Annotated in this window: 23 protein-coding genes; 14 read left to right on the top strand and 9 right to left on the bottom strand. The window is 65.8% G+C overall.

What is annotated here, in order from left to right; genetic code table 11:
• Together ABS761_RS14210 and ABS761_RS14205 are read right to left on the bottom strand one after the other, a co-directional pair.
• Positions 1-1,188 carry an amino acid ABC transporter permease gene (locus ABS761_RS14210; RefSeq protein ID WP_350408991.1) on the bottom strand — a complete coding sequence of 396 codons (1,188 nt, stop codon included), beginning with the start codon at positions 1,186-1,188 and terminating at the stop codon, positions 1-3.
• Between the two features lie 92 nt (positions 1,189-1,280).
• Positions 1,281-2,297: an amino acid ABC transporter substrate-binding protein gene (locus tag ABS761_RS14205; protein WP_350408990.1), complete on the bottom strand. Its 1,017-nt coding sequence runs from the start codon at positions 2,295-2,297 to the stop codon at positions 1,281-1,283.
• Between the two features lie 163 nt (positions 2,298-2,460).
• Between ABS761_RS14205 and ABS761_RS14200 the strand changes: the two genes are divergently transcribed.
• From ABS761_RS14200 to mutY, 3 genes are read left to right on the top strand one after another with little or no spacing between them, the layout of a single operon-like run.
• Positions 2,461-3,132, top strand: a complete 672-nt coding sequence (locus ABS761_RS14200) for a cell division ATP-binding protein FtsE (protein ID WP_350409066.1) — start codon at positions 2,461-2,463, stop codon at positions 3,130-3,132.
• Positions 3,129-4,037 (top strand): cell division protein FtsX, encoded by a 909-nt coding sequence (locus ABS761_RS14195; protein ID WP_350408989.1) that lies wholly within the window; start codon positions 3,129-3,131, stop codon positions 4,035-4,037. The genes ABS761_RS14200 and ABS761_RS14195 overlap by 4 nt, the downstream gene beginning before the upstream one ends.
• The gene (gene mutY / locus ABS761_RS14190; RefSeq protein ID WP_350408988.1) at positions 4,037-5,104 is read left to right on the top strand and encodes an A/G-specific adenine glycosylase; all 1,068 of its coding nucleotides are present in this window, start codon (positions 4,037-4,039) and stop codon (positions 5,102-5,104) included. The genes ABS761_RS14195 and mutY overlap by 1 nt, the downstream gene beginning before the upstream one ends.
• 7 nt (positions 5,105-5,111) lie before the next feature.
• Here the strand turns inward: mutY and rodA are convergent, their stop codons facing one another.
• The 5 genes from rodA to ABS761_RS14165 all read right to left on the bottom strand — a co-directional run bounded on the left by rodA (position 5,112) and on the right by ABS761_RS14165 (position 10,857).
• On the bottom strand, positions 5,112-6,251 hold the full coding sequence (gene rodA, locus ABS761_RS14185) for a rod shape-determining protein RodA (RefSeq protein ID WP_350408987.1): 1,140 nt from the start codon (positions 6,249-6,251) through the stop codon (positions 5,112-5,114).
• Positions 6,248-8,305 carry a penicillin-binding protein 2 gene (gene mrdA / locus ABS761_RS14180; RefSeq protein WP_350408986.1) on the bottom strand — a complete coding sequence of 686 codons (2,058 nt, stop codon included), beginning with the start codon at positions 8,303-8,305 and terminating at the stop codon, positions 6,248-6,250. The genes rodA and mrdA overlap by 4 nt, the downstream gene beginning before the upstream one ends.
• 11 nt (positions 8,306-8,316) lie before the next feature.
• Positions 8,317-8,880 (bottom strand): rod shape-determining protein MreD, encoded by a 564-nt coding sequence (gene mreD / locus ABS761_RS14175; RefSeq protein ID WP_350408985.1) that lies wholly within the window; start codon positions 8,878-8,880, stop codon positions 8,317-8,319.
• A complete protein-coding gene (gene mreC / locus ABS761_RS14170; protein WP_350408984.1) occupies positions 8,873-9,748 on the bottom strand; it encodes a rod shape-determining protein MreC in 876 nt (291 codons plus the stop codon). The genes mreD and mreC overlap by 8 nt, the downstream gene beginning before the upstream one ends.
• Before the next feature lie 65 nt (positions 9,749-9,813).
• Positions 9,814-10,857 carry a rod shape-determining protein gene (locus tag ABS761_RS14165; protein ID WP_269496766.1) on the bottom strand — a complete coding sequence of 348 codons (1,044 nt, stop codon included), beginning with the start codon at positions 10,855-10,857 and terminating at the stop codon, positions 9,814-9,816.
• A 241-nt stretch (positions 10,858-11,098) separates the two neighbouring features.
• Between ABS761_RS14165 and gatC the strand changes: the two genes are divergently transcribed.
• The 7 genes from gatC (at position 11,099) to ABS761_RS14130 (ending at position 17,815) form a co-directional block, all read left to right on the top strand.
• Positions 11,099-11,407 (top strand): Asp-tRNA(Asn)/Glu-tRNA(Gln) amidotransferase subunit GatC, encoded by a 309-nt coding sequence (gatC, locus tag ABS761_RS14160; protein ID WP_350408983.1) that lies wholly within the window; start codon positions 11,099-11,101, stop codon positions 11,405-11,407.
• 9 nt (positions 11,408-11,416) lie between these two features.
• Positions 11,417-12,940, top strand: a complete 1,524-nt coding sequence (gene gatA / locus ABS761_RS14155; RefSeq protein ID WP_350408982.1) for an Asp-tRNA(Asn)/Glu-tRNA(Gln) amidotransferase subunit GatA — start codon at positions 11,417-11,419, stop codon at positions 12,938-12,940.
• Positions 12,940-14,394: an Asp-tRNA(Asn)/Glu-tRNA(Gln) amidotransferase subunit GatB gene (gene gatB / locus ABS761_RS14150; protein WP_350409065.1), complete on the top strand. Its 1,455-nt coding sequence runs from the start codon at positions 12,940-12,942 to the stop codon at positions 14,392-14,394. Before gatA ends, gatB begins: the two co-directional genes overlap by 1 nt.
• A 579-nt stretch (positions 14,395-14,973) precedes the next feature.
• Positions 14,974-15,231: a hypothetical protein gene (locus tag ABS761_RS14145; RefSeq protein WP_350408981.1), complete on the top strand. Its 258-nt coding sequence runs from the start codon at positions 14,974-14,976 to the stop codon at positions 15,229-15,231.
• Entirely contained in the window at positions 15,228-16,292 is a 1,065-nt protein-coding gene (locus ABS761_RS14140; RefSeq protein WP_350408980.1) for a glycosyltransferase family 4 protein, read from the top strand. Before ABS761_RS14145 ends, ABS761_RS14140 begins: the two co-directional genes overlap by 4 nt.
• Positions 16,270-17,082 (top strand): endo alpha-1,4 polygalactosaminidase, encoded by an 813-nt coding sequence (locus ABS761_RS14135; RefSeq protein WP_350408979.1) that lies wholly within the window; start codon positions 16,270-16,272, stop codon positions 17,080-17,082. Before ABS761_RS14140 ends, ABS761_RS14135 begins: the two co-directional genes overlap by 23 nt.
• Before the next feature lie 25 nt (positions 17,083-17,107).
• Complete coding sequence (locus ABS761_RS14130) at positions 17,108-17,815, top strand: class I SAM-dependent methyltransferase (protein WP_350408978.1); 708 nt, start codon at positions 17,108-17,110, stop codon at positions 17,813-17,815.
• A gap of 5 nt (positions 17,816-17,820) precedes the next feature.
• On the opposite strand, the gene pyrE is transcribed toward ABS761_RS14130, so the two are convergent.
• On the bottom strand, positions 17,821-18,489 hold the full coding sequence (pyrE, locus tag ABS761_RS14125; RefSeq protein WP_350408977.1) for an orotate phosphoribosyltransferase: 669 nt from the start codon (positions 18,487-18,489) through the stop codon (positions 17,821-17,823).
• Positions 18,490-18,672: 183 nt separating this feature from the next.
• On the opposite strand from pyrE, the gene ABS761_RS14120 reads away from it, so the two are divergent.
• The 4 genes from ABS761_RS14120 (at position 18,673) to ABS761_RS14105 (ending at position 22,092) form a co-directional block, all read left to right on the top strand.
• Positions 18,673-19,083: a DoxX family protein gene (locus ABS761_RS14120; protein WP_350408976.1), complete on the top strand. Its 411-nt coding sequence runs from the start codon at positions 18,673-18,675 to the stop codon at positions 19,081-19,083.
• Between the two features lie 21 nt (positions 19,084-19,104).
• The gene (locus ABS761_RS14115) at positions 19,105-19,902 is read left to right on the top strand and encodes a DODA-type extradiol aromatic ring-opening family dioxygenase (RefSeq protein WP_350408975.1); all 798 of its coding nucleotides are present in this window, start codon (positions 19,105-19,107) and stop codon (positions 19,900-19,902) included.
• Positions 19,903-19,988: 86 nt separating this feature from the next.
• Entirely contained in the window at positions 19,989-20,783 is a 795-nt protein-coding gene (locus ABS761_RS14110) for an exodeoxyribonuclease III (RefSeq protein ID WP_350408974.1), read from the top strand.
• On the top strand, positions 20,767-22,092 hold the full coding sequence (locus ABS761_RS14105; protein ID WP_350408973.1) for a sensor domain-containing diguanylate cyclase: 1,326 nt from the start codon (positions 20,767-20,769) through the stop codon (positions 22,090-22,092). The genes ABS761_RS14110 and ABS761_RS14105 overlap by 17 nt, the downstream gene beginning before the upstream one ends.
• A 7-nt stretch (positions 22,093-22,099) precedes the next feature.
• Here ABS761_RS14105 and ABS761_RS14100 read toward each other — a convergent pair whose 3' ends face one another.
• Positions 22,100-23,104, bottom strand: coding sequence for a bile acid:sodium symporter family protein (locus ABS761_RS14100; protein ID WP_350409064.1), 1,005 nt, complete (start codon positions 23,102-23,104; stop codon positions 22,100-22,102).
• Between the last annotated feature and the right edge of the window lie 74 nt (positions 23,105-23,178).

Raw genomic sequence — 23,178 nt, 5'->3', positions numbered from 1 at the left:
TTATCGCTCCACCAGCGCAATGCGCTTGTTGTACCAGTTCATGAAGACCGAGATCGACAGGCTGACCACGAGGTAGGCCGCCATGATGATCATAATGCCTTCGATCGCCTGCCCGGTCTGATTCAGGATCGTGTTGGTCACCGCCACGATGTCGGGGTAGCCTATGGCCACCGCCAGGGAGCTGTTCTTGGTGAGGTTCAGGTATTGGCTGGTCATCGGCGGGATGATCACCCGCATCGCCTGTGGCAGGATGACCAGCCGCAGCATGCGGCCGCGCGACAGGCCCAGCGAGGACGCGGCCTCCCATTGGCCCTGGTTGACGGCCTGGATGCCTGAGCGCACGACCTCGCCCACAAAGGCCGAGGTGTAGATCACCAGGCCGGCCAGCAAGGCGGCGAACTCGGGGGAAAGGTTCAGGCCACCCACGAAGTTGAAACCCTTGAGCTCGGGACGATCGAGCTCCAGCGTGCTGCCGCTCAGGAGCCAGGCAAGCACGGGCACAGCGATGAGCACCCCGATCGCGGCGCGCACCAGGGGAAAGATCCGGCCGGTCGCCTCCTGTCGCCGGCGCGCCCAATGCGCCAGGACCACGATGAGGATGATCGCCAGCGCCAGCCCGCCGAAGATCCAGTCCATCGCATCGCCCTTGAGCCAGGGGATCTTGAGGCCGCGATTGGACAGGAACACGTCGGGCAGCGGCGAGAGCGCCTGGCGCGGCCCGGGCATGAGCTCGGTGATGATCGCGTACCAGAAGAGCAGTTGCAGCAGCAGCGGAATATTGCGCATGACCTCGATGTAGAGGCCTGCCAGGCGGGAGATCAACCAGTTCTTGGACAGGCGGCTGATCCCCAGCAGGGTGCCGAACAAGGTCGCGGCGATCACGCCGATCACCGAGACCCGCAAGGTGTTGAGCAGGCCCACCACGACCGCGTGGCCGTATGTGTCGGCGGGCGAATACTCGACCACGGACTCGCCAATCGCGAAGCCGGCCTCCTCGTGGAGAAAGGCGAAGCCGGTCGAGATATTGCGCGCGGCAAGATTATGGAGGGTATTGGAGGCCAGATACCAGACCCCGAAACCAACCAGGCCGAGGATGAGGACTTGGTAGACCAGAGCCCGCGTGGCGGGATCGTTCCAAGACCACCGGCGACGCCGGGGAGCGCGGGCGCGTGAGGATTTATCTGTCATGGAATATCAGGCAGCGTAGCGGCGGCAACTGTCGCCGGAACGCGCCACGCCGAGGACCTCGTCCCCGGCGTGGCGTGCCTGCCTCGGCGCGATCAGCGTACGGGGAAGGCGTACATCACGCCGCCGTTGGTCCACTGGGCGTTCAAACCGCGCTCGAGCTTGAGCGGCGAGCCCATGCCCAGATTGCGCTCGAAGGACTCGCCGTAGTTGCCGACGAGCTTGACGATGTTGTAGCCCCATTTCTTGTCGAGGCCCAGACCCTTGCCCATGTCGCCCGAGACACCCAGAATGCGCTGGATGTTCGGGTTGGAGCTCTTGGTCATGTCGTCGACGTTCTGGGAGGTGATGCCGTATTCCTCGGCCTCGACCATGGTGTTCAGCGCCCAGCGCACGACCATGAACCACTCATCGTCACCCTGGCGCACCATCGGCCCGAGGGGCTCCTTGGAGAAGTTCTCGGGCAGGATGATGTAATCGTCAGGCGCCGCCGACGATGCACGCAGGCTGGCCAGTTGAGATTTGTCGCTGGTCACCACATCGCAGCGGCCGGATTCGAAAGTCCGGAAACCCTCCTCGGAGGTATTGATGACGACGGGTTTGAAGTCGAGCTTGTTGGCGCGGAACCAGTCCGCGAGGTTGAGTTCGGTGGTGGTGCCCTGCAGCACGCAGACCGCCGCGCCGCCGAGTTCCTTGGCGCTCTTGACACCGAGGCTCTTTTTCACGAGCACGCCCTGGCTGTCGTAGTAGTTCACGCCGGCGCCCATGAGCCCGAGCGTCGTGTCACGCGTCATGGTCACGGTGGTGTTGCGGGTCAGGACGTCGATCTCGCCCGACTGCAGCGCGGTGAAGCGCTGCTGGGTGGTCAGAGGCGTGACTTTGAACTTGGTGGCATCGCCGAACACCATCGCGGCGACGGCGCGGCACATGTCGATATCCAGGCCTTTCCATTCGCCCTTGCTGTCAGCCTGTGAAAACCCCGGCAACCCGGTGTTTACGCCACACTGGACGAATCCGCGCTGCTTGACGGTGTTGTAGGTCTCGCCCGCCTGCGCGGCACCCGCCGCAAAAGTCAGCGCGGCACAAACGGCCGCGATCTTGGTCAGTTTCATATCAGTCCCTTTCTGTGAGCGAGTGGCATTGTTGAACACGGAATACAATCTTCTGGATTGCACCGTCAGGGTTCAAATCGTAGCCTGTTACAGGAGGGCAAAGACATGCGGGATATCCCTGGCAACCGCATGGCCTTCCGTGAACCAGACCCCATTCGCGCAGATGATTGAGTTCCAGCATGTCTTCAAATCCTTCGGACGGGGACGCAACATCCTCGCCGACGTGAACTTCCGGATCAAGCCGGGAGAGTTCATCTTTGTCTCGGGCCCGTCAGGCGCGGGCAAGTCCACCCTGCTCAAGCTCGTCGGCGGCCTCGAGCCGCCCAGCCGCGGGGCGGTCACCGTCAATGGGCACCGCATCGACCGACTCGCCGCGCGCGCCCATCCCTACCTGCGGCGCACCGTCGGCCTGATCCTGCAGGATGCCCACCTGCTGTTCGACCGCAACGCGATCGACAACGTGCGGCTGCCGCTGGCGGTCATCGGCCTGGACCGCGCCACCACCACCGTGCGGGCGCGCGCCGCGATGGAAAAGGTGGGCTTGCGCGGCAAAGAGGACCTCAATCCGGTCGAAATGTCCGGCGGCGAACAACAGCGGCTGGCGATCGCGCGCGCCATTGTCGGCCGCCCCGCCATCCTGATCGCCGACGAGCCCACCGCCAACCTGGACCATCACAGCGCGCAACACATCATGGATGTATTCCGGGACTTCAACCAAGTCGGCGTGACCACCCTGATCGCCTCGCACGACACTGCCCTCATGGCGCGCTACGCCCAACGGACGCTGCACCTCGATGCGGGCCGATTCAGCGATCTCCAGGGAGTCCCCGCATGAACCGTTGGCTGCGCCACCACCAATACGCCCTGAGGGTCGCCCTGCGCCGACTGCGCCAGCATCCGCTCTCGTCGCTCGCCAACATCGTGGTCATCGCGCTGATGCTGGCCGTGCCGATTCTGGGCGCCTCCGTGCTGCAATCCAGCCAGCCGCTGGCGCGCCAACTCTCGGTGGCGCCGCAACTGACGCTATTCCTCGCCGCCGACCTCCCGACGGACGCGCAGCACGCCCTGCTCGAGCGCATCCGCGCCGAGTCAGGTGAGGCTGTGGCCGGCGCGGCACTGCTGCCGCGGGACAAGGCCCTCGAAACCCTGCGCGCCGAGCCCGCCTGGGCCCAGGCCCTTGCCGCGCTGCCGGACAACCCGCTGCCCGATGCTATCGTGGTGACCCTGCGCGACAGCGAAACACCGGTGCGCCAGGCCACCGCGCTGGCCGACCAATGGCGGCAATGGCCGGGCGTCGACCATGTGCAACTGGACAGCGACTGGGTGCGCCGCCTCGAATCGCTGCTGTCATTCGTGCGCTGGGGCGTGGGCCTGCTGGCCGCGGCCGTCGCGATCGTGGTGCTGGCCACGGTGTTCAACACGGTGCGCCTGCAGGCCTTGACGCAACGCGAGGAGATCGCCGTCGCCCGTCTGGTCGGCGCGACCGAGAGTTTCGTGCGCCGGCCGTTCCTGTACCTGGGGGCGCTGACCGGCCTGGCGGCCAGCCTGCTCGCGCTCGCGCTCGCGCGCGTGGCGCTGCTCCCCTTGAACGAGATCCTCGGGCGCTTTGCCCACAGCTACGGCATCGAGTGGTCGGTCACCCTGCCCGCCGCCGCCGACCTCGCCCTGGCCGGGGTCGTGGTCGTCATCCTTGGCGCGGCCGCCGCCCGCCTGTCGGTGACGCGCCGCACTCGCTTCTGATGACGGACGCGGCGCCCGGCGCGGCACAGCGCATCGCCCGCTGGCAACGGCGGGCGGGACGCCACCATCTGCCCTGGCAGGGAACGCGCGACCCGTACCGGATCTGGCTCTCCGAGATCATGCTGCAGCAGACGCAGGCGACCACGGTCATCCCCTACTACCAACGTTTCCTCGAGGCCTTCCCCGACGTCCACGCGCTGGCCGACGCACCGACCGACGCGGTGATGCGCGCCTGGGCCGGGCTGGGGTACTACGCACGCGCCCGCAACCTTCAGCGCTGCGCGCAGACCGTGCGCGACCAGCACGCGGGCCGCTTTCCTCGCGAATCCGAGGCGCTGGCGGAACTGCCCGGCATCGGCCCCTCAACCGCCGCGGCGATCGCCGCCTTCGCCTTCGGCGCGCGCCGTCCCATCCTGGACGGCAATGTGCGGCGCGTGCTGGCGCGCTACTTTGCCGTGGACGGCGATCCCGCATCAGGCCCGGTCAGCCGCCGCCTCTGGGCTCACGCCCAGGCCCTGCTGGACGCCGCGCCAGCGGGCCTGGACATGCGCGCCTACACCCAGGGCCAAATGGACCTGGGCGCGATGATCTGCACGCGGCACGCGCCCGACTGCGCGCGCTGTCCCATCGCCGACGATTGCCAGGCCCGCATTCAAGGCCGCCAGAACGAACTGCCCTCACCCCGCGCGCGTCGCGCGCGGGGTGCGCGCGATGGCCTGATGCTGATCCTGGAATGCACAGGCCGCATCCTGCTGCACAAACGCCCGCCGAGCGGCATCTGGGGCGGGCTGTGGAGCCTGCCGCAATTCGATACGCTGGCCGAGCTGCGGGCGGCGTGCGCCACGCACGCGCCGCAAGCGTGCGGGCCAACCGCCCTGGCGGGCTTCGACCATGAGTTCACGCACTTTCGCCTGCGCGTCTCGCCCTGGCGGCTGCAATGCGACGACACGCCCGCCGACCCAGCGCCCGACGAAGCCTGGGTGCCCATCGCGCAGCTCGATCGCCACGGCCTGCCCGCACCCGTCGCCCGCCTGCTCGCCGGCCTGTACCCGCCGCCGACCGGCTGAACGCGCCTCAGTCCTTGAGGGGCTGGTGCCTGCTGACGCTCATCAGCAGGCCGCAGGCGATGCCCAGCGTCATCAAGGCAGTGCCGCCATAACTCATGAAGGGCAGTGGCACGCCCACCACGGGCAGCACGCCCGTGACCATCCCCACGTTCACAAATACATAGACGAACATCATCATGGACATCGCGCCCGCGAGCAGGCGGCCGAACTGGGTCGGCGCGCGGATGGTGATAGTCAGGCCCCGCACGACAATCAGGCCGTAGAGGATCAACAGCATCACGCTGCCGTAGAGGCCGAACTCCTCGGCATAGACCGCGAAAATGAAATCCGTCGTGCGCTCGGGGATGAAATCCAGATGCGACTGCGTGCCCAGCATATAGCCCTTGCCATAGATGCCGCCGGACCCTACGGCAATCATCGACTGGATGGTATGAAAGCCCTTGCCCAGCGGGTCCGAGCCCGGATTCAGCAGCACGCAAACGCGATACTTCTGATAGTCGTGCAGCACCACCCAATCCACGCCCGGCTGGCAGATCTGATCCTCGTAGTAGATCAGAGCCCCCAGCGACACGGTCACGACGAGTATCACCGGCACCAGCAGCTTGAACGACAGCCCGCCGAAATAAATGACGCAAAAGCCCGAAGCCAGGACCAGCAAGGCCGTGCCCAGATCCGGCTGGTCGATGATCAGTGCAGCCGGACCCAGCAGCAGCACACCCGCCACCAGAAAATCGCGCACCCGCATCGTGCTGGCGGCATGTCGCTGGAAATACCAGGCGAGCATCAGCGGCACGGCGATCTTCATCATCTCGGAAGGCTGGATCCGGATGAAGCCCAGGTCGAGCCAACGCGTCGCTCCCTTGCTGGTCACGCCAAAGTACATCACCGCCAGCAACAGGGCCAACCCGAAAACGTAGAAATATGGGGCGGTGCGCATGATGAACGCCGGGCGCAGCATCGCCACGGCCCACATGACCGCGAAGGCGACCATGAAATTACGAAATTGGTCGGCAAAGCGCCAATCGGTATTGCCCACTGCCGAGTGCATGGTGGCCATGCCCACCACCGCCATGATGATCAGCAGGATCAAAAGCGGCCAATCCAGGGCTCCCAACATGCGACGCACGGTCAGCAACACCAGCCTCATGGTGACTCCTCCGGGGCGGCCGACCCCTCGTCGCCGGCGCCTTCTTCCGCCGCGCCGGGATCCGCCGAGGGCAAGGGCGCGGGTTCGGGCGGCTCGCCGTCGGCCAGGGGCTCCTCGGCGATCTCGGGTTGCGCCGTGGCGCCCGGGGCGTGCCGCGCGACCGCCGCCGCCTGTTCGAGGCGCAGGTGCTCCAGGCGCGCGGCCTGCCGCGCTGGATCCAGCCAATAATCGAACACCTTGCGCGTGATCGGGGCGGCGACCGAGGCGCCCCAGCCGCCGTTCTCGACGATCAGGGCGACCGCGATCTGCGGATCGTCGACCGGCGCATACGCCATGAACAGCGCGTGGTCGCGCAAACGCTCGTCCACCGCACCCGCGCGGTACTTGGCGCCCCGCAGGCTGTAGACCTGGGCCGTGCCGGTCTTGCCGGCCGCCTGGTAGGCGGCGCCATCGAATGCGCGCCGCGCGGTCCCTTTGCGGATCACGTCGACCATGGCGCTGCGCACCACCTGGAGGTCCCGGGGATCGAGCGGGATCGTGTACTGAGGCCCGGTCACCGGGTACTCGAATGCGCCGCTGAGAGGATCGATGATCCGCCGGACCAAGTGAGGCTTCATGTACACCCCGTCATTGGCCAGCACCGAGGTCGCCTGCGCGAGCTGCAGGAGCGTGAACGCGTTGTAGCCCTGTCCGACCGCCACCGATACCGTCTCGCCCTGGTACCAGTGCTGCTGGTCGGCCCGCTTGTAAGTCCGGCGCTTCCATTCGCGCGAGGGCAGCACGCCGTGCCGCTCGCCATCGAGATCGATGCCGGTGATCTGGCCAAAGCCGAACTGCTTGCTGAAATCGTGCAGGGCGTCGATGTCCATCATCGCCCCCAGGGAAAAGAAATAAGTGTCCGACGACACCACGATCGCTCGATGCATGTCCGTCGGGCCGTACACGGCGCCTCCGGCGTTGCGAAAGCGCTGGCCAGCCAGCTCGAAGTAACCGGGATCGGACACCAGCTCCCGGGCCGAGCGCAGTCCCATCTCGAGGGCCGCCAGGGCAACGAATGGCTTGTACGTCGAACCGATCGGATAAGTCCCGTAGAGTGGCCGGTTGATCAGGGGATGGTCGGGGGATTCGTTCAGATTGCGCCAGCTCTCGACGTCGATGCCATCGACGAACAGGTTGGGATCGAAGGACGGCGCCGACACGAACGCAAGGATCTCTCCGGTCTTGGGCTGAATCGCCACCAAGGCGCCGCGCTTGCCCTCGAACTGTGCCTCGGCCAGCGCCTGCAGGCCGGCATCGAGCGAGAGCTCGAGATTGGCCCCTGGCTGCGGATCCGTGCGGCTGAGCACCCGGACGGGCCGGCCGACGGCGGTGACCTCGAGTTCCTCGACGCCGGTGCGGCCATGGAGAGTCCGCTCCCAAGTCTTCTCGATGCCCTTCTTGCCCATGACGAGCGTGCCGCGATAATTGCCGAGCTGGCCGGCCGCCTCGAGGCGCTGCTCGTCCTCTTCGGAAATGCGGCCGACGAAACCCAGGACGTGCGCCGCGGACTCGTGCCGCGGATAGGACCGCACCCAGCGCGCCTCCAGGGTCACGCCCGGAAAGCGGTAGGCATGGACGGCAAACCAGGAGGCCTCGACGTCGTTCAGGTTGTTGCGCAGGAGCACCGGCGCGTAGCGCCCGCTCTGCCCATACAGGCGCAGGAATCGGCGTCGATCCCCCGGGCCGAGATAGACCAGTTCCCCCAACTGGTCGAGGAGTTGCCCGATGTCGCCCTGGACATTGGCCCGCGTGACCGACAGGGTGTAGTCGCGATGGTTGCGGGCAAGCACCTCGCCGTTGCGATCGACGATCTGGCCGCGGCGCGGCGGGATGGGCACGATGGTGATGCGGTTCTGGTCCGCGCGCGCGGCGAGGTTCTCGTAGCGCACCACCTGCAGGTGCCAGAGCCGCCCCACCAGCAACAGCAGACAGACCAGGGCAAAGGCCGCCGCCACCCAGGCACGCAGGAGGACGGTTTGCTTCTGGCGGTAGTCGGTCTTCCGGAACTCGAACATGGGCCGGCCGCTCAGACCGCGTTCACGTCCGCATCGTCCAGGCGGCGCTGCGGCAGGAACAACAAGATGTCGGCCAAAGGCCACAGCACGGCGGTGATGAGCGCCGACCATAGCCAGTCCCACCCCGCCCACTCGCCGTTGAGCCAGGACCCGAGCAAGCCCATTGCCGCGGCCGCCACGACGAACACCGGCAGCATGTGCAGCGCCTGCACCAGCGCGCTGAAATGCTCTAGACGCCGGCGCAGCAAGACCGCTCCGTACGCGACCAGCAGATAGTCCAGCGCATGCAGCCCCAGGAGCTCGGAGTCGTGCACGTCCATCAACAGGCCCAGGACAAAGGCGCTCACCAGGCCCACGCGCCGGGGTTCGTGCAGGCACCAGAAGGCGAGCACCAGCAGCAGGATATCGGGCGTGGGCTGCCAGATGCGCCAAGGCAGCAGGGACACGATCCAGACGAACAGCAGGGTGCCCCAGACGAAGAACGGGTTGGAGGGACGTTGGAACGGCGAGGCGTCGATCGGCTGCAGGGACGCCAGCGACGAGACGCCGTTCCCCCGGCTGGTTCGATTATTCATGCGAGGCCTCGTGTGCCGGAGTCGGCGCATCGCCCACGTCCACCCGCAGGACCAGGAAATGCCGATAGCGCTCGGGGTGCGACAGGGGCTGCGCAATGGCCATCGCGAAACCGGTCCCCGGATCGCGGTCCACTTTTTCGATGCGGCCCACCGGCAGACCCGCCGGGAAGAGACCGCCGATGCCGCTGGTGACCAGCGTATCGCCCTCGTGCACATCGGCGCTGGCCGTCAGGTAGCGGACCTCGATCTTGCCGGCTTCGTTGCTGCCGAAGGCGATCAGGCGCAAGCCGTTGCGCAGCACCTGCACCGGGATCGACACCTGGTCGTCGATCAGCAGCGCCGCCTCGGACGAATACGGCGTCACGCGGATGATCTGGCCGACCACGCCGCCCTCGTCGATCACCGGCATGCCCGGCTGTATGCCGTCACGCGTGCCCTTGTTGAACACCAGGCGATGGCTGAAGAAATTAGGCGGCACGTAGAAGACTTCGACCGCCACCGAATGCTGCGAGATTTCCTCGGAGATATTGAGCAGGCGGCGCAATTGCTCGTTCTCGGCGGCGAGCTGCGCCGCATGTGTCGAGAGCTGCGCCATTTCGATATGCTGGCGGCGCAGGGCATCCTGCTCGTCGCGCGCAAGCGCCGCGGCGTGCGACCAGCTATCGATGTAGTCCATCGCGTCGCGCGGCGCCAGGGCCAGGCGCTGAAACGGATAGATGGCCACGGCCAGCGCCTGGCGCGCCGGCGCGAGCAGCGTCGAGCGGGCATCGACCACCAGAAGGCTCAGGCTCAGGATGAATAGGAGAAACAGACGGACGTCGACGCTGGGGCCGCGTTTGAAGAGTCTGAGTGTCCCGTGTTCTTGCATGGTGTCCGGCGCCCGGCCGACCGAACCGCCGCCCAGGCGGGGCCCGGCCGGCCCGGACGCAACGATCAATCGTAGATGAAGACTCCGCCCAGGCGCTCGAGGTGCTCGAGGGCCTCGCCGCAACCGCGCACCACGCAGGTCAAGGGATCCTCGGCCACCACCACGGGCAGGCCGGTCTCCTCCTGGAGCAGGCGGTCGAGGTCGTGCAGCAGGGCGCCCCCGCCAGTCAAGGCGATCCCCTTGTCGGTGATGTCGGCACCGAGTTCGGGCGGCGTCTGCTCGAGCGCGGTCTTGACTGCCGAAACGATCTGGTTCAACGGATCGGTCAGGGACTCGAGGATCTCGTTCGAGGACACGGTGAAGCTGCGCGGCACCCCCTCGGACAGGTTGCGCCCCTTGACCTCGATCTCGCGGATTTCAGAACCCGGAAACGCCGAGCCGATTTCTTTCTTGATCAGTTCGGCGGTGGGCTCGCCGATCAACATGCCGTAATTGCGGCGGATGTAGTTGATGATCGCCTCGTCGAACTTGTCGCCGCCCACCCGCACCGATCCCTTGTAGACCATGCCGCCCAGCGAAATGATCGCCACCTCGGTGGTGCCGCCGCCGATGTCCACCACCATCGAGCCGCTGGCATCCGACACGGCCAGGCCGGCACCGATGGCCGCCGCCATGGGCTCTTCGATCAGATAGACTTGGCTCGCGCCGGCGCCTAGCGCCGACTCGCGAATGGCGCGGCGCTCGACCTGCGTCGAGCCGCAGGGCACGCAGACGATGATCCGCGGGCTGGGTGCCAGCATGCTGCGCGGATGCACCATCCGGATGAATTGCTTGAGCATCTGCTCGGTCACGGTGAAGTCGGCAATCACGCCGTCCTTCATCGGGCGGATGGCCTCGATATTGCCAGGTACCCGACCCAGCATCTGCTTGGCCTCCTGGCCGACCGCCTGAATGATTTTCTTGCCGTTGGGGCCGCCATCGTGGCGGATGGCGACGACCGACGGCTCATCGAGGACAATGCCCTTGCTGCGGACATAGATCAGCGTGTTGGCCGTCCCGAGGTCGATCGCCATATCGCTGGAGAAATAGCTGCGTAAGAATCCGAACATGGGCGCTCAAACGTAAAATATTGGGGGATCTGAATCCGCGCGAGGGGCCCGGCGCAGCCACAGGTGATCACGCCGCGCAGGCGGTCCGGGCCGGGCGTTCCGCATGGAATCAGGAATGATAACTTATAATCGAAGGCGTACAAGGCAGGATTTAGGGGGAAATACTCACCAATTCCCCCCTATTCAGGCTATCGGTAACTTCCCCATACAAATTCGACCCGCCAACGACACCGCACGACTCATGGCACTCACTGAACAGGACATCGCGCGCCTCGCGCGCCTCGCGGGGCTGCGGCTCGACTCGTCGGACCGGCAACGCGCCCAGCACGAGCTCACCCGGATTCTCGACCTGATCGAACAGCTCCAGGCCGTCGACACCACCGGCATCGAGCCCATGGCCCATCCTTTGGCGGCACACCAGGACATCTCGCTGCGGCTGCGGGCAGATCAGGCCGCGCCGGCCCAAACCCTCGAACAGCGTGCGGCCCACATGGCCAACGCTCCCGCCCAGCACGAAGGCCTGTTCCTCGTGCCCACCGTCATCGAGTGATACCCACGCATGTCCGCCATCCATGAATTCGACGGCATCCAGGCCCTGGCCGATGCCCTGAGACAAGGCCGTGTGAGCGCGGTCGAGCTCGCTGGCGACGCATTGCGCGCGGCGCGCGGCTACGACGACCCCAATCTGTTCCTTCACATCGACGAGGACCTGACGCTCGCCCAGGCCCGCGCGGCCGACGCCGCCCTCGCCGCCGGTCGCGCGGGGCCGCTCACCGGCATCCCCATCGCCCACAAGGATCTGTTCGTGACGCGCGGCTGGCGCAGCACCGCCGCCAGCCGGATGCTCGCCGACTACGTCAGCCCTTTCGATGCCACGGTGGTGGCGCGCCTGAACGAGGCGGGCGCCGTCTCGCTGGGCAAGCTGAGCTGCGACGAGTTCGCCATGGGCTCGGGCAACGAGAACTCCGCCCGCGGTCCGGTGCGCAACCCCTGGGACGCCGAGCGGATCCCGGGCGGCTCGTCCGGCGGCTCGGCCGCCGCGGTCGCCGCCGGCCTGGTGCTGGGCGCAACAGGCACCGATACCGGCGGCTCGGTGCGCCAGCCCGCGGCCCTGTGCGGCGTGAGCGGCATCAAGCCGACCTACGGCACAGTGTCGCGCTACGGCATCATCGCCTACGCCTCCAGCCTCGATCAGGCGGGACCGATCGCCCGCAGCGCGCGCGACCTCGCGCCCCTGCTCGACACCATCAGCGGCTTCGACCCTCTGGATTCCACCAGCCTCGAGACCTGCGACGGACGACCCAACGCGCCGGGCCGTGTCCAGGGGGACTTCGACGAGGCGCAAGCACGCTTTCAGGCCGCCGACGGCCGCCCGCTCGAGGGCCTGCGCATCGGCGTGCCGCGCGAGTTCTTCAACGAGGGCCTGTCGGCCGAGGTCGGCGCCGCCATCGAGGCCGCGCTGTCCGTGTTCGAGTCCCTGGGCGCCCGGCGCGTGCCCATCTCGCTGCCGCGCACGGCGCTCTCGATCCCCGCCTACTATGTCATCGCCCCGGCCGAGGCCTCCAGCAACCTGTCGCGCTACGACGGGGTGCGCTATGGCCACCGGGCGGCCGAGTACGGCGATGTGGCCGACATGACCAGCCGCTCGCGCACCGAGGGCTTCGGCGATGAGGTGCGACGCCGCATCCTCATAGGCACCTACGTGCTGTCCCACGGCTACTATGACGCCTATTACCTGCAAGCCCAGCGTGTGCGCCGCATGATCGTCGACGACTTCCGCAAGGCCCTCGCCGAGGACTGCGACCTCATCATGGGGCCGGTCACCCCAGCCGTCGCGCGGCGCATCGGCGACAACCGCCAGGACCCGATCGCCGACTGGCTCGGCGACATCTACACCTTGGGCGTGAGCCTCGCCGGCCTGCCGGGCATGTCGATCCCCTGCGGCTTCAGCAGCGACGCCCGCCCACTGCCGATCGGCCTGCAGATCATCGGCAACTACTTCGACGAAGGACGCCTGCTGGCGGTCGCCGACCGCTACCAGCAGGCCACCGATTGGCATCAACGCACTCCGGGACGGCAATGATGGAATGGGAAATCGTCATCGGTCTGGAAACCCACACCCAGTTGTCGACCGAATCCAAAATCTTCTCGAACAGCAGCACCCGTTTCGGCGCCGCGCCCAACACTCAGGCCAATGCGGTGGACATGGCCCTGCCCGGCTCGCTGCCGGTCATGAACCTCGGCGCCGTCGAGCGCGCAATCCGCTTTGGGCTGGCTGTCGGAGCCACCGTTGCGCCGCGTTCGGTGTTCGCGCGCAAGAACTACTTCTATCCGGATCTGCCAAAGAACTATCAGATCAGCCAGTTCGAGCTGCCCATCGTGGTCGGCGGCTCGCTGTCGTTCTTCGTCGACGAGCGGGAGCACACGATCAATCTGACCCGCGCCCACCTCGAAGAAGACGCCGGCAAATCCCTGCACGAGCACTTCACGGGACCACACGGCGAATCCTCCAGCGGCATCGACCTCAACCGCACGGGCACGCCCCTGCTCGAGATCGTCTCCGAGCCTGAAATGCGTTCGGCCGCCGAGGCGGTCGCCTACGCCCGCACCTTACATGGCCTGGTGGTCTGGCTGGGCATCTGCGACGGCAATATGCAGGAAGGCTCGTTTCGCGTCGATGCGAACGTATCGGTCCGCCCCAAGGGCCAGGCCGAGTTCGGCACCCGTTGCGAGATCAAGAACCTCAACTCCTTCCGCTTCCTCGAGCGCGCCATCCAGTACGAGGTCCGCCGCCAGATCGAGCTCATCGAGGACGGCGGCTCCGTGGTCCAGGAAACCCGCTTGTACGATTCCGACCGCGACGAGACCCGCAGCATGCGCAGCAAAGAGGACTCGCACGACTACCGCTATTTCCCCGACCCCGACCTGCCGCCGCTTGTCGTCACGGCCGACTGGATTGAACGGGTCCGCGACGGCATGCCCGAGCTGCCCGCGCACAAGCGCGCGCGCTTCGAGGCCGACATGGGGCTGAGCGCCTACGACGCGGCGCAACTGACCGTGCACCGGCCGATGGCCGATTACTTCGAGGCCACGGCCGCGGCCTTGCCCGCCGACCAGGCCAAGCTCGCCGCCAACTGGATTCTCGGCGAACTGTCGGCCGCACTCAACCGTGATGGCCTCGAGCCGGGCGACTCGCCCGTCGTCCCGGCACGGCTCGCGGCGCTGATCGCACGCATCATCGACGGCACGCTCTCGAACAAGATCGCCCGCGACGTGTTCGCGGCCATGTGGGCCGGCGAATCCGGCGGCGACCCCGACGCCATCATCGAGGCGCGCGGCCTCAAGCAGATCAACGACACGGACGCAATCGGCGCCATGATCGACGAGGTCCTGGCGGCCCATCCCGCCATCGTCGAAGAATACCGCGCCGGCAGGCAAAAGGCGTTCAACTCGCTGGTCGGTCAGGTCATGAAAGCGGCGCGCGGCAAGGCCAATCCACAGCAGGTCAACGCCCTGCTGCTGAAAAAATTGGGATAATCCCGACCCTCGCGCCCTGAGTATAAAAATGGACAACCAGGCGAGTGAATCCATCGATTTTTGCCGGGCCACCCTATTTATGACATAATAGGTGGAGCATTTTTGCGGAACACACGCCCAATTTAAATTTGAATATCGTTTCGTTCAGCCAACACCCCGAGGAAATCCATTTATCGCGCCATGACTGGAAATTGCCATTCTCTTCGCTTATTCAAGAACCGGATGAATGACAATCACGGCCAGATTTCCAAGACCGCACCGGACCGATCGACGAATGGCATCTTCGGCATGAGCATCCGGCATTGCGTCGCAAAGCCGCCCGAGTAAACCCGTCGCACCGGGCCGTTCATTCAGCACCGGTACCCACCGTGCCCTCCCGTTTCAGGATTCGCGCCGTATAAAGCCGGCACGCATCGAATCCAGGCGACACACCCTCAGAAACCTGGCCGACAGGCCGCTCCGATCAACCGCCACGGCGCTTGCCCGCGGCACGCGGTCTCCGACCGCGGGTAAATCATCTTCATTATGTTGAATATTCAGGAACCGGACATGCGGAGCCGGCAGCACGGCTATCCAAGCATGAGCGCAATACTCCTTTCGATTAAACAGCCCCCAGCCGCCCAGGTGAATGCGCAACAGGAAAACGACAGGCTCAAACAACGCCTGACACAGGAAATACAGCGCTTGCGGCATAAAACCCTGCGTCTGTCGGCGGCGCAATCCGAAAACGCGGCCATGCGGGAAAATATCCGCCTCCTGATGCGGGAGAACGCCCTCCTGCGGGAAAGGTTCGGCGCAACCGACGCGACGCGCTCAATCGCCAGGCAAGGAATATGACGAACCCCGCAAAACCGAAAATCGCGCTCATCATCGATTCGGAATCCTGGGCCTTCGCCAATATCTCCCGACAGCTCGTCAAACACTTGGGTGATCAATTCGATTTCCGCGTCATACCGGCGGAAATCATCGACAACATCGTGCAAGTTCTGATGATGACGCGCGATTGCGCCGTCACGCATTTCTTCTGGCGCGATTTCCTGAACGCAGTGACACAGGGTGTTTCAAAGGACTATTGCCATGGCCTTGGATTCGCATCTCACGAGGCTTTCCTGAGCCGCTACGTGCGTAACCGGACGATCACCACCTCCATCTACGACCACTTGTTCCTGACAGACGCGGAAATCGGCTCGCGCACGCCGCTGTTCAACGACATCATCGATGGCTACACGGTCAGCTCGCAGCGTTTGATGGACGCGTACAAAAACATTGACCGCTTTCCGAATCCGGACGGCGTGACTGAAGACGGTGTGGATCTCGGCCTATTCAAGCCCCTCGGACCGCCCCGCTTCGGTGTGCCGCGCCAACGCCCCATGGTGATCGGCTGGGCGGGGAACTCCCTCTGGTCCCGCGAGCGCGGAGAGGACTTCAAGGGGCTGCACACCATTCTGAAGCCGGCGGTCGATCAATTGCAGCGCGAGGGCCTGGACATCCGCCTCGAACTGGCCGATCGGCAGCAATCCCTGATCGCGCACGAGCACATGCCGGAATACTATGCCAAGCTGGACTTGTACGTTTGCCCCTCCAAGATCGAAGGCACGCCCAACCCGGTGCTCGAGGCGATGGCGTGCGGCGTTCCGGTCATTTCCACCGATGTGGGCGTAGTGCCCCAGGTATTCGACGGCGACCCGTTCGGCATGATTCTGCCCGAACGCAGCGTGGCCGCGCTAAAGGCCCGCATCCGGCGCCACTATGAAAGCGAGCCCGGCCGGATCCGCAGAATCTCGGAATACGGCCTGCTCAAGATTCGGGCTTGGAGCTGGGACAGAAAAGCCGAAAACTTCCGACAGTTCTTTGACCGACTCCTGGAAACATCCAATGCACCGGCAGTCCTCTCCTGAGCGTTCGGCGTTCGCCGCCGCCATGGCGCGGCCGTTTCCGCGCATGGTGTTCTACTACGGCGCCCTCGATGAGGACCGTCCTCTGGACGGATTCGACGTGGCGGTGGTCGAGCCGGGCCACGGGTTCAGCCCTGCCCGCCATGGCCCGCCGGGCACCCTGTGGTTGGGATATATCGGCATTGGCGAGGTCCTGGAGGCCACCCCACACTTCGACGCCATGCCCGACGAATGGCTGATCGGCCGCAACGGCACCTGGGGCGGCAAGATCATCGACCAGGCCGCCACGGACTGGCCCGGTTTCCTGGTGGACACCATCGCGTCACCCATCTGGCAGGCCGGCTATCGGGGCTTTTTCCTCGACACCATGGATTCCTATCTGCTGCTCGAGCTGAGCCCGGCCGCGCGCGACCGCCAGCGCCAAGGTCTGTCGCGGGCCATCGGCAGCCTGCGCACCGCATTTCCCGAGGCGGTCATCATCGTGAACCGCGGCTTCGAACTCTTGCAGGCGCTGGGCACAAACATCGATGCGCTGGCCTTTGAATCCCTGTACCAGGGATGGGACGAAGCACACCAGCGATACATCGAGGTGCCTCCCCAGGACCGGGCCTGGCTGCTCGACCAGGCATCCGCTGCGCGCGCCTGCGACCTGCCGGCGATTTCGATCGATTACTGCCCGGCGGACGACTTCGCATCAGCCCCGGCGCTGATGCGGAAAATCGCCGCCCACGGAATCGTGCCCTGCGTCGGCGACAAACATTTGCTGACCATCGCCTCGAGCGCTTGGCCCTGAGAACTCACGCCCCTGGAGCCGACCCATGCCCCATGTTCCCTATCGCATCAAGCTGGAGGAAGTCACCGTCCCGAACACGGCAAACCTCCTGATCCGCTCGCTGCTCGACCAGCGGCAATACCATGACCCCGATGGCGAAGCCGCGCAACTGGGCATCAGCTCCGCCCTCTGGCCCCTGTTTGGACTGCTATGGCCATCGGCGATCTATCTCGCCGGGCACTTGGCCTTGCGTTCGACCCGCCCCGAGGAACAAATACTCGAGATCGGCTGCGGCCTGGCGCTGCCGAGCCTGGTGTGCCACCGTCGGGGGGCTCGCGTCACCGCCAGCGACCGCCACCCGCTCGCCGGGGCCTTTCTGCGCGAAAACCTTCACCTGAACCGCCTGCCCCCGACGCTCCGATATCGCCATGGCCACTGGGGCCCGGATGCCCCGTCCGCGCAGCCGCCGCACGCACAGGCCCTGACGGGGCGGCACGACCTCGTTATCGGCAGCGATCTGCTGTACGAGCGCGACACCCCGCCCGCTCTGGCCGGCTTCATCGACCGCCACGCGCTCCCCAGCGCGGAAGCATGGATCGTCGACGCCAACCGCGGACACCGGCAGGCCTTCAATCGCCACATGGCGCGACATCGTTTCGTGCTGTATGACGAGGTCCGATTGAACCGGGCACCCTGCCTGACCGGCGCTCACCGGTACAAGGGACGCCTGCTGAAATACCGGCGCGCCGATTGACCAGCCTAGACGCCGTAGCGCACCCGATAGGCGGCGAGCGCCTCGCCATGCGCCGACAAGCCGGCATCGCCACCCAGCACCGCCAAGATATCGGCCAAGGAGGCAATGCTGATCACCGGGATGCCATAGGTCTGCTCAACCTCCTGCACGGCGGAATGCGCCGACAGGGCGTTGTCGGCACCGGCGCGCTCCATCCGGTCCAGAGCGATCAGAACCGCCGCCGGTTGCGCGCCCGCGCCCCGGATCAGCGCCACCGACTCGCGCACCGATGTCCCCGCGGTGATCACGTCGTCGATGATCACCACCCGGCCGGCCAGCGGCGCCCCCACGAGCGTGCCGCCCTCGCCATGATCCTTGGCCTCTTTGCGGTTGAAGGCGAACGGCACCGACCGTCCGGCCAGGGCGGGATGCGCCGCCAGCGCCACGGCGGTCGCGGTAGCCAGGGGAATGCCTTTGTAGGCCGGCCCGAACAGCATGTCGAAACCAATGCCCGCGTCCACCAGCGCCTGGGCGTAGAACCGCGCCAGGCGTCCCACCGAGGCACCATCGTCGAACAGGCCCGCATTGAAGAAGTACGGACTCAGCCGCCCCGACTTGACCTTGTACTGACCGAACCTCAACACCCCCTGATCCAGAGCGAAATGAACGAACTCCTCGGCTTGGATTCCCGGCATGGTCGCGGCCTCTAGGCATGCAAAACCGTCATTATCCGACATTTCCCGCCAGTCCCGGCGGCGACACCGGCAGAATGGTTTTTCAGTCATAATTTAATTGTTTATTTCCCGCATCGATTCTCTTAAGATGCGTTTCATCCGCAGCCCAGACCGGGCATGACGGCCCTTACAAAGGACATCGCCATGGACAATACCTGCTGCGCCGCCTGGGCGCCCCGCCTCACCAGCCTGATCCGCATCGGCAGCGGCTATATGCTGATGCTGCACGGTTCGGCCAAACTCCTCGGTATCCCGCACGCCCCGATGTTCGACGGCCTGCAGCTCTTTTCGCTGTACGGCATTGCCGGCCTGATCGAGTTGATCGCGGGCGTGCTGCTGCTGATCGGCCTGTTCACCCGGCCCGTGGCGTTTATCGCTTCCGGCTTCGGCGCCGCCGCCTACCTGATCGGCCACGTGGCCACCAAAGGGTTTTTCTTCATTCCCATGTTCAACGGCGGCGAGGCGGCCCTGCTGTTTTCGTTCGTCTTCTTCCTGCTGTTCCTCCACGGCCCCGGCCCGTGGAGCATCGACGCCATGAGAGGCAAAAAGGACTGACGGCGGCACACCGGAATCGCCATGCGCCAGCCCGTCTACTTCATCTCGCACGGCGGCGGGCCCTGGCCCTGGATGGCCGAGGCCCGCGAGGCCTACGGCCCGCTGAGCGCGGCGCTGTCGGCCATCCCCGGCACGCTGCCGGCCCGGCCGGACGCCATCCTCATGGTATCGGCGCACTGGATGACGCCAGGCGGCGTGCGTGTGGGCAGCCATCCGCATCCCGGGATGGTCTACGATTATTACGGCTTCCCGGCGCACACCTACCAGATCCGCTATCCGGCGCCCGGCGACCCAGCCCTGGCCGGCCGCGTGCTGGAGCTGCTGGGGGCGGGCGGCATCCCCGCCGAGGCCGAGGCACAGCGCGGCTACGACCACGGAGCCTTCGTTCCCGCCTATGTCATGGCGCCCGAGGCCGACATCCCCATGGTGCAGCTCTCGATCGAGGCCGACTTCGATCCCGCCCGGCACATCGCCCTGGGACGGGCGCTGGCGCCGTTACGTGGTGAAAACATCCTGATCGTCGGCAGCGGCCTGAGCTACCATAATCTGCGTCGACTGGGCCCGGACGGCGCCGAGCCCTCGGCGCAATTCGACGCCTGGCTGCAATCCGTCCTGATCGACGGGCCGGCCGATCGGCGCGAGGCGGCGCTGTGCGCCTGGGAGCAGGCTCCCGCGGCCCGTATCGCCCACCCGCAAGAAGACCATCTGATCCCGCTGCATCTGGCGCTGGGCGCGGCCGGTGGGGACGCCGCTACCTGCTTTCACCACGAGACCCGGGCCTTCGGTGGCATCACCGTCTCGAGCTTTCGCTTCGGTTGACGCCCCTCCGGGTGGACGGGCCATACCGCCGTGCACACCCGCAGTTCGGGTAAAGTTCAAGATTGAACCAACTCGAGGAGCCCCATGTGCTGCGCATCACCTCCCTGAACGTCAACGGCATCCGCTCGGCCTTTCGCAAGGGTCTGGGCCCATGGCTGGCGCAGACCCGCCCCGATGCGGCCTGCTTACAGGAAATCAAGATCCAGGACAGCGACCTCGCCGAGGACCTGCGGCACCCGGAAGGCTACAGCGGCCATTTCCACCACGCCGAAAAGAAAGGCTACAGCGGCGTGGGCCTGTATCTTGCGCGGGATGCCGAGGCCGTCACTCCGGGCATGGGCTGCCCGGAATTTGATGCCGAGGGCCGCATCCTGCGCGCCGACTGGCCCGGCCTGAGCATCGTCAGCACCTATCTACCCTCCGGATCCAGCGGGGACGAGCGGCAGAGCGCCAAATACCGGTTCCTCGACCATTACGAAGGCTGGCTGGCGGGCCTGATGGACGAACATCGCCAGAGCGGGCGCGAGTTCATCCTGTGCGGCGACTGGAATATCGCCCACAAGGAAATTGACCTCAAAAACTGGAAGGGCAACCTCAAGAACAGCGGCTTCCTGCCCGAGGAACGCGCCTGGCTCAGCAAAGTGCTCGGCGACATGGGCTGGGTGGACGTGTACCGCCGCCTGTATCCCGAAGCCGGCGAGGAAGCTTACACTTGGTGGAGCAACCGCGGCCAGGCCTGGGCCAAAAACGTCGGGTGGCGGATCGATTACCAGATCGCCACGCCAGGCATCGCGGCTCGGGCCCGGTCGGCCTCGATCTACAAGGACGAACGGTTCAGCGACCACGCACCCCTGACCATCGAGTATGACTGGACCTTATAGGGTCGATGCATTGACGAGCGAATCGCAGCAAACGCTGTCGATGGCGATCGCCGAGAGCGGCACCGGCATCTGGGATCGCGACGTGCCCGCCGGCAAGATTCGCTACTCGGCCGGATGGAAGGCCATTCTCGGGTACGCTGAACACGAGATCGGCGATGAGATCGGCGACAGCTACCTGCGCGTCCATCCTGACGATCTGGAATACGTCAAGGCCACGATCCAGGCCCACTTCGATGGGCGCACCGACGCCTACGAGGTCGAGCACCGTATCCGCTGCAAGGACGGCAGCTACAAATGGGTGCACAGCCGGGGCAGAGTCGTCAGCCGCGACGCGCGGGGCGCGCCCCTGCGGATGATCGGCACCACGACCGACATCACGGCGCTGCGCACGGTGTCCGATCAGTTGCGCGAGACCGCCGACCTCATCACGAACCTCACCAACGAGGTGCCCGGCCTGGTCTTCCAGTACAGGATGCCGCCGGATGGCCCGGCGCGCTTCTCTTATGCCAGCGCGGGCGCGCGCGAGATCTACGAGCTGGAGCCCTGGGCGCTGGCCGCCGACGCGCGGATCCTGGATGCGTTGATCCACCCGGAGGACCTGCCGCAATATCATGAATCGCTGCGGACCTGCGCCGCGGCCCTCACGCCCTGGCATCTCGAATACCGCGTCTGCCTACCCCGCCAGGGCCTATGCTGGCGTCAGGCCGACGCGCGGCCGCAGCGCACGGCCGATGGCGGCACGTTGTGGCACGGCTTCATCACCGACGCGACCGAGCACAAGCGCATCGAGGCGGAACTGCGCGAGTCCGCAACGACGGACGGCCTGACCCTGCTGCCCAACCGACGCCACTTCATGGCTCAGGTCCAGACCGTCCTTGACCGGCTTGCCCAGCGGGACAGCGACGACTGCGTCGCCCTCCTGATGTGCGACCTGGATCATTTCAAGCAAATCAATGATCGGTGGGGACACGCCGCGGGAGACGCGGCGCTGCGCCATTTCGCTTCGATCCTGCGCAGCGAGCTGCGCGCCGCCGATCTGGTCGGGCGCATGGGCGGCGAGGAATTCGCCGTCATGCTGCGCGGCACCAGCATGACGAGCGCCATAACCTTCGCGCGCCGCCTGCAACACCAACTGGCCGCCACGCCCTTTGTCGTCGAATCGGGGGAACGCGCCGCACTGGCGCTGAGCATCGGCATCACCCTCATGCACGCCGTCGACGGATCGGCGGAAGCGTCGTTGATCCGCAGCGACCGCGCGCTCTACCGCGCCAAACGCAACGGTCGCAACCGGATCGAGACCGCGCCCTGAGCCCAGTTCAGACCGCCGCCTGCCTTGCGGGCGACGCATCCGGCGCGGAGCGCAGATAGTGCTGTGCCAGCACGGCGCAAACCATGAGCTGGATCTGGTGAAAAATCATCAAGGGCAGCAGGACCGGCCCGATCGCCGCGGCGCTAAAGAGCACCTGCGCCATCGGCACCCCGGTCGCCATGCTTTTCTTTGAACCGCAGAACACGATGGTGATCTCGTCGGCGCGCCTGAATCCCAACCGGCGCGTGCTCCAAGTATTCAATATCAGCACCAGCGCCAGCAGCGCGCAGCACACGACAAAGAGCATGAGCAGGGCATCCGGCGGCACGGTCTGCCACAGGCCGCTGATGACCGACTCGCTGAACGCCGTGTAGACAACCAGCAGGATCGAGCCCTGGTCGACGCCGACCACGAGCTTGCGGTGCTTTGCCATCCAGGGACCGATCACCGGACGCATCCAGTGCCCCAGGACGAAAGGCAGCAGGATTTGGATGCTGATCTTGAGGATGGCGCCCAGCAGCGAGGAATTGCCCAGCGCCTGCGTGTCGGCACTCAGCATGAACTGCAGCAGCAGCGGGGTGATGACGATGCCGACGATGCTCGACGCCGAGGCCGCGCAGACCGCCGCCGGCACATTGCCGCGGGCGATGGAGGTGAATGCGATGGCCGACTGAACGGTGCCCGGCAGCACGCACAGGTAGACGACGCCGATGTAGAGGGGTTCGCCCAGCAAGGGCAAAAGAACCGGCCGGAGCATCCATCCCAGAATTGGAAAAATCACGAATGTCCAGAGGAACACCACGCCGTGCAGGCGCCAGTGCATGGCCCCCGCAATGATCGCCTCGCGCGAAAGCTTGGCGCCATGCAGGAAGAACAGCAAGGCGATCGCCGCGGTCGTGAGCCATTCAAAGAACACCGCACCCAGTCCATGCGCCGGAACCACCGAAGCGGCGATGACGACGACGATCAGGATGAGCGTGAAACGATCGAACAGCAGACGTAATTTCGACAACATGGTTTGAAATGCTCCGGCGGTCCGGGGCTCTCGAGGAGTAGATTAAACTGGATGGAAGCCAATGTTTGGCC

Source organism: Castellaniella sp. GW247-6E4, assembly GCF_040276065.1.
Classification (GTDB): Bacteria; Pseudomonadota; Gammaproteobacteria; order Burkholderiales; family Burkholderiaceae_B; genus Castellaniella.
This window is presented reverse-complemented; position numbering and strand designations above follow the sequence as displayed.